Origin of the sequence: Puniceibacterium sediminis (assembly GCF_900188035.1) — a bacterium.
GTDB classification, from domain to species: Bacteria; Pseudomonadota; Alphaproteobacteria; order Rhodobacterales; family Rhodobacteraceae; genus Puniceibacterium; species Puniceibacterium sediminis.
The window spans coordinates 36,398-48,092 of record NZ_FZNN01000013.1 but is presented as its reverse complement, the minus strand read 5'-3'; the positions used below and the strand labels follow the sequence as shown (position 1 = coordinate 48,092).

The following is an 11,695-nucleotide window of genomic DNA, read 5'->3' as shown; positions in this document are numbered from 1 at the left end:
CTATTCGGCAGCTTTCTGCGTCTGGTTAAGCGAGGTGAGCATCTTTTCACCCCACTTCAACTGGTCTTCGAGTTCCGAAATCGCCCCGTTCAGCTCGTCCCGCTGGGCCACCAGTGCGGCCAGCCGTTGCTGGGCAACTTCATAGGTCTTGGCGATCTGCGTCTGCTGCTGGTCGCCCATGTCGTACAGGTCCAGAAGCTGGCGTATCTCCTCAAGGCTGAAGCCAAAGCGCTTGCCACGCAGGATCAGCTTGAGCCGTGCACGGTCACGCCGGGTGAAAAGGCGTTTCTGGCCTTCACGGATCGGAAACAGCAGCTCCTTTGCCTCGTAGAACCGCAGGGTGCGTGGGGTCACGTCAAATGCATCGCACATCTGTCGGATCGTCATCGTCTGGTCTTCAATCATCGTACAAACCTCTCGTCGGGTAATCTGCCCGGCGGGATGGGGTTGTTGGGGTCTTCTTACAATGAGAAATTCGGGTGACGTACTCATACGCCACGTCACTTTTAAGTTGACGTAAGATAAGGTCGCGTCAAGCGACTGTTTCGAAATTTTATTAACTGGTCAAAATTTCAAAATGCGCGGCTAGGTCAGGTTTTCCCTACCCGGCGCAATTCGGCTCACGCCTGACCGGCCTTGAGCGACTCAGCTGTATCGTCTCGCAACCGCTTCAATTCATCGATCGCGGCGTCCATTTGGCGGCGCTGCTCGGCCAGTTCGGCCAGCTGTTGGTCGGCAAGGGTGATCCACGCCTGCATCTGTGCGGTGGTGCCTTCTTTTTCATACATCAAAAGCCACTGACGGATATCTTCAAGCTGAAAACCGAATTTACGGCCCCGCATGATCAATGTCATCCGCGCCCGTTCGCGCGGGCCGTACCAACGGGCACGGCCTTCGCGGTCAGGCTGAAGCAGTTCGATATATTCGTAGTATCGCAAGGTGCGGGGGGTCACGTCGTACTTTGCGCACATTTCTTTAAAGCTGAAGCGTTTGTCTGGCATTGATCAGGCACTCCCTTGACACAAGCCTAGGGCGAGCCCGGCCCGAGGGCAATATCTGTAAACCCTCCGCTGTGCAGTATGTCGGAAATGCGACACCACTGTACGGAAGACTGCACAAAACATTGATGCGGGCGGCAGGCACAGACCTGCACGCGCCCAGCAGTGTCACTGCCGCTTGCACATGTGCACGGCTCGTGTTCCAACTCTGGGCGAGTGATGTGGCAAGGGAGCCCGCCATGACAGCAAACCAGAACACCATCGCACGCCAGTTCATCGAATCCATTCCGCATGCCGGGGCGCTTGGCCTGACCGTGACGCATATCGGTGACGGCACCGCCGAAATCGTGATGCCCTATAATCCCCGCCTGATCGGCGATCCGGATACCGGTGTGATCCATGGCGGTGCTGTCTCGGCGCTGATGGATACCTGCGGCGGTGCGGCAGTGATCAGCCACCCCCAAAGCCCCGGCGGTACGGCCACCATCGGGCTGCGCATCGACTATATGCGTGCCGCCACCCCGGGGCAGTCCATCACCGCGCGGGCCACCTGCCATCACATCACCCGATCGGTCGCCTTTGTGCGGGCCATCGCAACCGATGACGACACCGACCGCCCCGTCGCCACCGCGACCGGGACCTTTACGGTGGAGGAAGCCTGATGCGCCGTCCGCCCGAACCCGTACAAGTGGTGAAACAGCGCCGCGATGCCGCGCTGCACGCGCTGGTGGGGGGCGTGCCCTATATCCAGTTCCTCGGGATCAGGTTCGACCGTCGCGGCGACGAACTGACCGGCCTGCTGCCCTATGACGACAAGCTGATCGGCAACCCGCTGCTGCCCGCCATCCACGGTGGGGTGACGGCCGCGTTTCTTGAGGTGACGGCGATCATCACCCTCAGCTGGGCCTGGCTGTGGGAGGATATCGAAAGCGGCAAACTCAAGCTTTCCGATCTCGAATCCGGTCAGCTGCCGCGCCTGCCCAAGACCATCGACTTTTCCACCGACTACCTGCGCACCGGCCTGCCGCGCGACGCCTATGCCCGCGCCCGCGTCACCCGGTCGGGACGGCGCTATGCCAGCGTGCACGCGCAGGCATGGCAGGACAATCATGACCGCCCCTTTGCCGAATGTTCGGCGCACTTCCTGATGCCCCGCAGTGACGGCTGACCCAGGTCGGCCGACGGAAAGACCCAGCAGATGACCGATGCAACAGCCCACAGTCCTGCGCCGCTGCGGGATGTCACCCACCGCCGCGTGCTCAAGATCGCGATTCCCATCGTGCTGTCCAATGCGACGGTGCCGATCCTTGGGGCGGTGGATACCGGCGTTGTCGGCCAGATCGGTCTTGCCGCACCGATCGGCGCAGTCGGCATCGGTGCGGTCATCCTGACCGCCGTCTACTGGATGTTCGGGTTTCTGCGCATGGGCACCACGGGCCTGGCCGCGCAGGCCGCCGGGCAGGGCGACCGGGCCGAGGTTGCCGCCCTTCTGACCCGGGTGCTGATGATCGGCTTTGGCGCCGGGTTGCTGATCATCCTGGGGCAGGGGCTGATCTTTCGCGCCGGGTTCGCCCTGTCCCCCGCCAGCGCCGAGGTTGAAACCCTTGCCCAGAACTACATGTCGATCCGCATCTGGTCGGCCCCTGCTGCCATCGCGCTATACGGCATCACCGGCTGGCTGATCGCACAGGAACGCACACGCGCGGTGCTGGTTTTGCAGATTTGGATGAACCTGATCAACATCCTGCTGGATCTGTGGTTCGTGCTGGGGCTCGACTGGGGTGTCAGCGGCGTGGCCAGCGCCACGGTCATCGCCGAATGGTCGGGGCTGGCCATGGGCCTTTGGCTGTGCCGCGCGGCCTTTCGTGTGCCTGCATGGCGCGACTGGGCCCGGGTCTTTGACAAGGTTCGGCTGATCCGGATGATGCGGGTCAATTCCGATATCCTGATCCGGTCCTTCCTGTTGCAGGGGATCGTCATGTCCTTTCTGTTCCTGGGGGCCGATTTCGGCGATGTGACTCTGGCAGCCAATCAGGTGCTGATCCAGTTTCTGGAAATCACCGCCCATGCTCTGGACGGTTTCGCCTTTGCAGCCGAGGCGCTGGTGGGGCAGGCCATGGGCGCGCGCAGCCCCGCCCACCTGCGGCGCGGCGCACTGCTGACCAGCTTCTGGGGGCTGGTGGTCTGCGGCGGCCTGTCGCTGGCGATTTGGCTTGGCGGTCCGTCACTGATTGACCTGATGGCAGATGTGCCGCCCGTACAGGCCGAAGCCCGCACCTATCTGCCCTGGCTGATCGCGGTGCCTGTGCTCGGGCTTGCGGCCTTCATGCTGGATGGGGTCTTTATCGGGGCCACGCGGACGGCGGACATGCGCAACATGATGGTCCTGTCGGCGCTGGTCTATCTGGGCGCGGTACTGGTGCTGGTGCCGATCTGGGGCAACCACGGCCTCTGGGCGGCACTTCTGGTGTCTTTCATCGCGCGCGGGCTGACACTGGGCTGGCGCTACCCGGCACTGGAACGCGCGGCGGCGTGATTCGACGTTTCAGCAGGCACTTGCCCGGCGCCTTTGGCGTGACTCCGGGCCGGGTCTGCAGAACCTCCGGCACAGCATTTAGAAACGCTCTGGAAATCTGCCTTTCAGCGCCCTAGAACTAGCCCTTGAATTACGGGAGACGCGCAATGGACGACCTCTTCAACAGCTTCATGAACGGACCCGACGAAAAGGGTCGTTTCGGCAACTACGGCGGGCGCTTCGTGTCCGAAACCCTGATGCCGCTCATCCTCGAACTGGAAGAACAGTACGAAATCTCGAAGACCGACCAGAGCTTCTGGGACGAGATGAATTTCCTCTGGAAACATTACGTCGGCCGCCCCAGCCCGCTTTATCATGCCGAACGCCTGACCGAACATCTGGGCGGTGCCAAGATCTACCTTAAACGGGACGAGCTGAACCACACCGGCGCGCACAAGATCAACAACGTGTTGGGCCAGATCATTCTTGCCCGCCGCATGGGCAAAACCCGCATCATCGCCGAAACCGGTGCCGGTCAGCACGGCGTGGCAACCGCCACCGTCTGCGCCAAGTTCGGCCTGAAATGCGTCGTCTACATGGGCGCGCATGATGTGGAACGTCAGAAACCCAACGTTTTCCGCATGCGCCTGCTCGGGGCCGAAGTCATTCCCGTGACCTCTGGCCGTGGCACGCTCAAGGATGCGATGAACGATGCGCTGCGCGACTGGGTGACCAACGTGCGCGACACGTTTTACTGCATCGGCACGGTCGCTGGTCCGCATCCATATCCCGCGATGGTGCGCGATTTTCAGGCCATCATCGGCAAGGAAGCCAAGGAACAGATGTTCGAGGCCGAAGGCCGTCTGCCCGACACCCTGATTGCTGCCATCGGCGGTGGATCGAACGCCATGGGCCTGTTCTATCCCTTCCTTGACGACAAGGACGTGAACATCATCGGGGTCGAGGCCGGCGGAAAAGGCGTCAACGCCAAGATGGAGCATTGCGCCTCTCTCACCGGTGGTCGTCCCGGTGTTTTGCATGGCAACCGCACCTATCTGCTGCAGGACGACGATGGCCAGATCCTCGAAGGCTTCTCGATCTCCGCAGGGCTTGATTATCCGGGCATCGGGCCGGAACATGCCTGGCTGCACGATATCGGCCGCGCGCAATATGTCTCGATCACCGACAAGGAGGCGCTCGAGGCCTTCACCCTGTGCTGCGACAAGGAAGGCATCATTCCCGCGCTCGAACCCTCCCATGCGCTGGCGCATGTGATGAAGATCGCGCCCGAGCTGCCCAAGGATCACCTGATCTGCATGAATATGTGCGGACGCGGCGACAAGGACATCTTCACCGTGGCCAAGTACCTCGGCTTTGACATGGATTGAACGGCGACTCACCGCAGGCCGTCGCTTGCCGTGCTCCACAAAACCCCGCGCCGCAGCAGTGGCGCGGGGTTTTTCTATTCATAAACTCAGGTTTATGCCTTTGTATCGTGGGTTTATCGCACCGCGCGTAAACTTCTTGCCCCTATGCCGGACAGGGCACAGCCGCCAATTCCCATTGTGCAACGCCCCGCATCCCGCCGGGCCTAACCAAAGGATTGATACATGACTCTTACCAAGAGCCTCACCCTTACAGCCGGTCTCGCGCTCTTCGGCACGCTTGCCCTTGCCGAGTCCGCCACGGACCAGATCGTCGCGGACCTGACGGCAAATGGCTTCGGCCATATTGAGATCAAGACAGGCCCGACCCAGATCAAGGCCGAAGCCGTCGGCGGCGGGCGCAAGATCGAAGTGGTCTATGACTCTGCCACCGGTGCCATCCTGTCGCAGGAAACCGAAGCCTTTGGCGGGAATGTCTCTGACAGCGCCCCCGGGGTCGAAATCAGCACGCGCAGCCGCGATTTTGTTTCTGCCGACGGTAACAGCGATGACAAAGGCCGTCGTTCCGGCGATGATGACGAAGACGGCAGGTCGCGCGGCAGTGATGATCGTGACGACCATGACAGCGATGATGACGATGATCGTGACGACCACGACAGCGATGATGGCGATGATCATGACAGCGATGACGACGATGATCGTGACGACCACGACAGCGACGACGATGACGACGACGACGATGATGACGACGACGACGAAAGCGATGACGACCATGGCGACGACGACGACGACGGCGATGACGACTGATCGCCCAATGCGCTTTGCGGCCCCCGCCTCTGGGCGGGGGGCACGTGCGGCACATCAGCTAAAGCGCCGGAGGTTTCTGACCGCCGGCGCCGCCTGTCTGGCGCTCTGCGCCGCGCCGGCCTTTGCGCAGACCGCGCAGGATCAGATCATCAGCCAGCTTCAGGAACAGGGCTTTGCCCAGATCCGTGTCAGCCGCACCTGGCTGGGCCGTGTGCGTATCCTTGCCCGGGGCCAGCAGGGCGCGCGCGAAATCATCCTTGACCCCGGAACCGGAACCATCCTGCGCGACTATCTCGACCGCGATGACCGCAGATCCTCAGGCTCCGGCAACAGTGGCTCTGGCAACAGCGGCAATTCGGACCGCGATGGGTCGAACGGCTCCGGCTCGAACGATGATGATGACCGGGACGATGACAAAGGCGGCTCCGACAAGGACGATTCCGACGATGACAAGGATGACGACGACAACGGCTCGGACGATGACGATGGTAAAGACGACGATTAAACGCGACCTGCGCTGACGGGCGCAGTCCAATCTCAGGACCAGATTTAGTGCGTGACCAGGTATTCTTTCTATTGCTTCTATTGTTTCAGCTGATCTGCGCGCTGTTTTTCCTCTGGGACATTCTGTCCAGCACCCTTGGCTTGCGCAGCACACCCATCGCCTGGGCGCTTTACGAAATGATCCAGGTCGGTGCCGCGCTGGGTCTTGTGCTCGGGGTGGCCGCGACGGCCATTCTGCTCGCGCGCAGCCTGCGGGCGCAGGCGCAGGCGGAACAATCCCTGCGTCTCGCCTCGGGTGCCTTTTCCGAGGTGCTTGAGGAACGCTTTGCCGACTGGGGTCTGACGCCTGCGGAACGCGACGTGGCGCTGTTTTCGATCAAGGGGCTCTCTACGGCCGAAATCGCCGCCCTGCGAAACACCTCCGAAGGCACGGTCAAGGCCCAGACCAATGCCATCTACCGCAAGGCGGGCGTGTCGGGCCGCCCCCAACTGCTGAGCCTCTTCATCGACGCGCTGATGGAGGATGCCCTGCCAGGTGTTCCGCCCCAGACCACCTGAGCTTGGGGCCGTTTGGCAGCTAAAATGCGTCGTGGACAGCGCCCCGCGATCCTGATGTCAGCTCTGATGCTGCTCCAGAACTCTCAGGGGCACCACGTCCAGCGCGCGTTTGTGCGTCGCCGCCAGCCGCACCAGTGGCGCGCAGCCTTCGTCATGGGCCTGCAGGAATCGGCTCGCACAGAGGCACCAGGCATCGCCGGGCTTCAACCCTGCAAACTGGAAATTCGGACGCGGCGTCGAAAGATCGTTGCCGACATATTTGGAGTAGGCAAGGAATTCGGCCGTCATGATGGCGCAGACAGTGTGGCTCCCGACGTCGATGGCACAGGTGTTGCAATGGCCATCCCGAAAGAAACCGGTCACAGGGTCCGTGCCACAAAGTTCAAGGCCGGTGCCCAGAACGTTGATTTCGGGGTCTTTGTCCATGACAGCTCTCCTGATCCGCGCGGTGCACACAGGCTATTGCTCATCCGGTCGGCAAGCAAGGTCCTTGCCCGGATGTCGGTTCGATCCCGTTCTGCGGTGTTGAACCGCGACCAATCCCGCGCCGCGCTGGCCTAGCGAAAGCGATCCGCAAGCCGCTGCAAGGGATTGCGGTTGTCCGGGGCCGGTTCTTCGTCCGGGGCTGCGACGGCGGGCTGTTCGGCCACCTTTGCGGTGGTCTTTGCCGCCCCGGGCTTCTTCGGCGCTGTGCCACTGCTGCTGCGCTGGGGGGACACCCGCAGCCCCACGGCGTTCAGGAATTTCGCGCTGTCGCCCCGCGCCAGATCATCCGCACCATCCGCGACGCCGCGCAGCACATCCTCCAGCCAATCGGCATCCGCCTTGGCAAAATCATGCAGCACATAGCCCGACACCAGTTCCTTGCGCCCCGGATGGCCGATGCCCATACGCACCCGCCCGTAGGCATCGCCGATATGGGCATGGATCGACCGCAACCCGTTGTGCCCCGCATGTCCGCCGCCGAACTTGACCTTCAGCCGCCCGGGCGCAAGGTCAAGCTCGTCATGAAAGACCATGACATCCGCCGGTTCCAGCTTGTAGAACCGCATCGCTTCGCCGACGGCCTGACCGGACAGGTTCATGAAGGTCGCAGGTTTCAGCAACAGCACCTTGTCGCCGCCCAGACGCCCCTCGGCCACCTGACCCTGAAACCGGGCTTTCCACGGCTGAAACCCATGCGCCTCGGCGATGGCCTCAACAGCCATGAAGCCGATATTGTGCCGGTTCTGTGCGTATTGCCCGCCGGGATTGCCCAAGCCCACAAAGATCTTCATCGCATCCTCCTGCCGCCGCTGCCCCTGAAATAGGGTGGGGCGGCGCGAAACGCAAACGGCCCCGCCCGGGTGGGGGCAGGGCCGCAATAGATGTCGCGAAACGAACCTTGGGAGCTTACTCCTCGGTCGCCTCAGCTGCATCGCCTTCTTCTTCGTCCTCATCAACGCCGGAAGAGCGCAGACCCGACGGAGCCGAGATGTTGGCGATCACGAAATCGCGGTCGATCGTCGGCTTGGCACCTTCGGGCAGGGTCACGTTCGAAATCGTGACGGTGTCACCGATGTTCAGCCCGGTCAGGTCAACCGTGATGTGATCGGGGATGTCTGCCGCAGTTACGACCAGTTCGACTTCGGGACGGACAACAGTCAGAACGCCGCCCTTCTTGATGCCGGGCGCCAGTTCTTCGTTGATGAAATCAACGTGGATGAACAGGTTGACCTTGGACGTGCGACGCAGGCGCATGAAATCGACATGCGTCGGCAGGTCCTTGACCACGTCACGCTGCACAGCGCGGCAGATCACGCGAACATCGTCCTGGCCTTCAACCTTGAGGTTGAACAGGGTCGACAGGAAGCGACCGGCCTTCAGACGCTTGAGCAGCGCGTTGTAGGGCAGGTTGATCGACAGCGGATCAACGCCGCCGCCATAGACAACACCGGGAACAAGGTTGTCGCGACGTGCCTGACGAGCGGCGCCCTTGCCTGTCCCCGTCCGTTCCAGAGCTACGAGATCAGGAATCTCTCCAGCCATGATAATTCTCCTAAGGTTATGCGGGCACCTCCAAGGCTGTAGTCCCGCGTGAAGGTCGCGCGATAAACCGGATCGAACCCCAAAGCAAGTCGCATTCCTGCCGACCCGGGGCCGAAATCACCTGTGCCGCCCCCATTCATCCACTCGCGCCCCGCTTGGCGCCTGCAAAGCCAGTTAGCACCATACCACGCCAAAGGCGCGCATGCTTGTGCGCGGGTCCATCGTCAGCACTTTGGCACGGCACAGAAGCGGCACAGAAATGGCGGAATTCAGACGCCCCGGCACCACCGCTCTGGACGCCGCATCAGCCCTGTGGCAAGGCCGCGCCATGGGTATGTTGCACGATCTTCACCGCAGCCGCGGACCAGCGGCCGCCTTTGCCGCAATGGGCCTCTTCTGGGGGTCCTTTGCGGCCCTCGTGCCCGCGATCAAGCCGCAAGTCGGCCTCTCGGACGGGGCTTTCGGCCTTGCGCTGCTCGTGGCGGCCTCGGGTGCGGTGATGGCGATGTGGCTTGCACCGCTGGCCGAACGTCTGCTGGGGCAGCGCGCGATGGCGATCTGCACGGCACTGATGGCCCTCGCCTTCCTGCTGCCGGGCTGGATGGGTGGTGGCCTGACCTTTGCGCTGGCGATGACGCTCGCCTCGGCCAGTTCCGGCACGCTGGACGTGGTGATGAACGCCCGGGTCAGCGCGCTTGAGGCGACAGAGAAACGCTCGCTCATGAACCTCAATCACGGCATGTTCTCGGTGGCCTATGCCTGCGCCGCCATCGCCGCCGGGCTGGGTCGCGAAGCAGGCATGCCCCCCGGCGCAGTGCTGGGCCTCATGTCCGCAATCGCCCTGATGCTGACGCTGTTCATCCTGCGCTGCCCGGTGCCCGCGCCCGAAGAGGACAGCGACGAAACCGCTCACGCATACCTGCCCTGGGCGCTGCTGCTGCCGGGCGGGGCCATTATCCTGATCGCCTTTCTCAGCGAACAGGCGACCGAAGGCTGGTCTGCCCTGCACCTTGAACGCAATCTGGGGGCAGGGGCGGCGCAGGGCGCGCTGGGGCCGGCAATACTGGGCATCACCATGGCGGCGGGGCGCCTGTCGGGGCAACTCGTGGCACAACGGCTGTCAGAGGCGCGGGTGATCTTCTGGGCCGCGCTGGTCGCTGCAACGGGCGCGCTGCTCGCGGCCCATGCGCCGACCCTTTCGCTGGCCTATGCGGGCTTTGCCATTCTCGGCGCGGGCGTGTCTGTGCTGGCTCCCATGGCATTCGCCTGGATCGGGCGCATGGTCCCCGCGCGGCACCGCACCAAAGCCATCTCGCGGGTTTCGGTCGTCGGCTACGCGGGCTTTTTCATCGGCCCGCCGTTGATGGGGTTCCTCTCCGAAGGTTTCGGTCTTCAGGCCTCGTTCTCGGCCATTGCCCTCGGGCTGCTGATCGTGCCCGCTCTGCTGATCCCCGCCCTGCACCGCCGCAGCCAGAACGCCTGAACCCGCAAACACCCGCCCGCCCAGGGCTACGGCGATCGCACGGCCTCAGACCCTAGGCGCGCCGGGCATGTGACCAGAACCGGTACAGCATCAGTATGGCCGCCACGGCCAGCCCGATAACAAGCCCCGACCAGACCCCGACACCGCCGAAGTGCCATACAAATCCCAGCAGGTAGGACGCCGGGATGCCGATACCCCAATAGGCGATGATCGCGATGATCATCGGCACCCGCGTGTCCTGCATCCCGCGCAGCAGCCCCAGCGCGATGACCTGCGCCCCATCCACCAGTTGGAACAGCGCCGCCACGGCAAGCAGCGACACACCAATCGCCATGATCGCGCCGCGCGCCGGGTCGGCCGGGTTGAGAAACAGCGAGATCAACTGTTCCGGCAGGGTCAGGAAGGTGATGACCGTAAGGCAGGATGTGGCCAGCGACAGACCGAACACCGCGACCGCGCCACGGCGCAGATGATCCGGATCCCCGCGCCCCCGCGCATTGCCCGCACGGATCGTCGCCACATTCGCAAACCCGAGGTGGACCATGAAGGTGGCCGAAGCCGTCTGCAGCGCGATGCCATGCGCCGCCAGCGGCACGGTGCCCAGCCAACCCATCATCAGGGCCGTCGCCTCGAACAACCCGACCTCGGCCAAAGTGGTCAGGCCAATGGGCAGGCCCAGCAGGAAGACGCGGCGAAACATCTCCCAGTCGGGTTTCCACAGGCGCGTGAACAACGCATGTTCCGGCAGGCGGTAATGGGCATATAGCCCGACACCGACCAAGGCGACGGCCTGCGACAGAACCGAAGCGATGGCAGCGCCTTTGATGCCCAGTTCAGGAAAGCCGAAGCTGCCAAAGATCAGCAGATAGTTGCCAATCCCGTTCGCCACCGCAGCCGCCAGCGTCATCAGCAGCACGATGCGGGTGCGGCTCAGCGCGGCAAGGTGGCTTTTCAACACCATGACCAGCAGCCCGGGCAGCATGCCGAAACCCGCGATACGCAGATAGGTCTGGGCATCCGCAGCCAGATCCGCCGTCTGGCCTAGCGCCAGCAGCAGCGGCCCCGACAACAGGAACACCGGCAGCGCGACGATGAAATAGAGTGTCGACAGCCACAGCCCCATGCGCGTCGCGCGCCGGATCGAGGTGGGATCGTCCTGCGCATCAAACTGCGCCACCATCGGCATCACTGCCCAGGCAAAGCCGCAGCCCATCAGGAACAGCAGGAAAAACAGCGCCGTGGCGAGCGTAAGCGCGGCCAGCGCCTCGGCCCCGTAACGACCCAGCATTATGGTGTCGGTCAGCCCGATCGAAAACTGTGCAAGGTGCCCGCCGATCAGCGGCAGGCCAAGGGTCAGCACGGCCCGCATATGCTGCGGCCAGGTCATGGTGGGGGTCTGTGTCATGGTATCGGCTTT

13 protein-coding genes are annotated in these 11,695 nt (G+C 63.1%); 7 read left to right on the top strand and 6 right to left on the bottom strand.

What is annotated here, in order from left to right; genetic code table 11:
- Positions 1 to 405 carry a MerR family transcriptional regulator gene (locus tag CHB75_RS14200; RefSeq protein WP_176439147.1) on the bottom strand — a complete coding sequence of 135 codons (405 nt, stop codon included), beginning with the start codon at positions 403 to 405 and terminating at the stop codon, positions 1 to 3.
- A gap of 215 nt (positions 406 to 620) precedes the next feature.
- Positions 621 to 1,001 (bottom strand): MerR family transcriptional regulator, encoded by a 381-nt coding sequence (locus tag CHB75_RS14195; RefSeq protein WP_089271591.1) that lies wholly within the window; start codon positions 999 to 1,001, stop codon positions 621 to 623.
- A 236-nt stretch (positions 1,002 to 1,237) separates the two neighbouring features.
- Here CHB75_RS14195 and CHB75_RS14190 point away from each other — a divergent pair, with 236 nt between their 5' ends.
- The 6 genes from CHB75_RS14190 to CHB75_RS14155 all read left to right on the top strand — a co-directional run bounded on the left by CHB75_RS14190 (position 1,238) and on the right by CHB75_RS14155 (position 6,767).
- Positions 1,238 to 1,660 (top strand): PaaI family thioesterase, encoded by a 423-nt coding sequence (locus CHB75_RS14190; RefSeq protein WP_089271589.1) that lies wholly within the window; start codon positions 1,238 to 1,240, stop codon positions 1,658 to 1,660.
- The gene (locus CHB75_RS14185) at positions 1,657 to 2,166 is read left to right on the top strand and encodes a PaaI family thioesterase (RefSeq protein ID WP_089271586.1); all 510 of its coding nucleotides are present in this window, start codon (positions 1,657 to 1,659) and stop codon (positions 2,164 to 2,166) included. The genes CHB75_RS14190 and CHB75_RS14185 overlap by 4 nt, the downstream gene beginning before the upstream one ends.
- A 30-nt stretch (positions 2,167 to 2,196) precedes the next feature.
- Entirely contained in the window at positions 2,197 to 3,534 is a 1,338-nt protein-coding gene (locus CHB75_RS14180) for an MATE family efflux transporter (protein ID WP_089271585.1), read from the top strand.
- A gap of 146 nt (positions 3,535 to 3,680) precedes the next feature.
- Entirely contained in the window at positions 3,681 to 4,901 is a 1,221-nt protein-coding gene (gene trpB / locus CHB75_RS14175; protein WP_089271583.1) for a tryptophan synthase subunit beta, read from the top strand.
- A 222-nt stretch (positions 4,902 to 5,123) separates the two neighbouring features.
- Positions 5,124 to 5,705 (top strand): PepSY domain-containing protein, encoded by a 582-nt coding sequence (locus CHB75_RS21705; protein WP_176439145.1) that lies wholly within the window; start codon positions 5,124 to 5,126, stop codon positions 5,703 to 5,705.
- Positions 5,706 to 6,257: 552 nt separating this feature from the next.
- The gene (locus CHB75_RS14155; RefSeq protein ID WP_089271579.1) at positions 6,258 to 6,767 is read left to right on the top strand and encodes a helix-turn-helix transcriptional regulator; all 510 of its coding nucleotides are present in this window, start codon (positions 6,258 to 6,260) and stop codon (positions 6,765 to 6,767) included.
- A 57-nt stretch (positions 6,768 to 6,824) separates the two neighbouring features.
- On the opposite strand, the gene CHB75_RS14150 is transcribed toward CHB75_RS14155, so the two are convergent.
- From CHB75_RS14150 to CHB75_RS14140, 3 genes are all read right to left on the bottom strand, one after another.
- Positions 6,825 to 7,193 (bottom strand): DUF2237 family protein, encoded by a 369-nt coding sequence (locus CHB75_RS14150; protein ID WP_089271577.1) that lies wholly within the window; start codon positions 7,191 to 7,193, stop codon positions 6,825 to 6,827.
- A gap of 131 nt (positions 7,194 to 7,324) precedes the next feature.
- Positions 7,325 to 8,044: an aminoacyl-tRNA hydrolase gene (gene pth / locus CHB75_RS14145; protein ID WP_089271575.1), complete on the bottom strand. Its 720-nt coding sequence runs from the start codon at positions 8,042 to 8,044 to the stop codon at positions 7,325 to 7,327.
- Positions 8,045 to 8,159: 115 nt separating this feature from the next.
- Positions 8,160 to 8,795, bottom strand: coding sequence for a 50S ribosomal protein L25/general stress protein Ctc (locus tag CHB75_RS14140; protein ID WP_089271573.1), 636 nt, complete (start codon positions 8,793 to 8,795; stop codon positions 8,160 to 8,162).
- Between the two features lie 259 nt (positions 8,796 to 9,054).
- On the opposite strand from CHB75_RS14140, the gene CHB75_RS14135 reads away from it, so the two are divergent.
- Entirely contained in the window at positions 9,055 to 10,278 is a 1,224-nt protein-coding gene (locus CHB75_RS14135) for an MFS transporter (protein ID WP_342745311.1), read from the top strand.
- Between the two features lie 52 nt (positions 10,279 to 10,330).
- Here CHB75_RS14135 and CHB75_RS14130 read toward each other — a convergent pair whose 3' ends face one another.
- Positions 10,331 to 11,683: an MATE family efflux transporter gene (locus tag CHB75_RS14130; protein ID WP_245840984.1), complete on the bottom strand. Its 1,353-nt coding sequence runs from the start codon at positions 11,681 to 11,683 to the stop codon at positions 10,331 to 10,333.
- Positions 11,684 to 11,695: the final 12 nt, after the last annotated feature.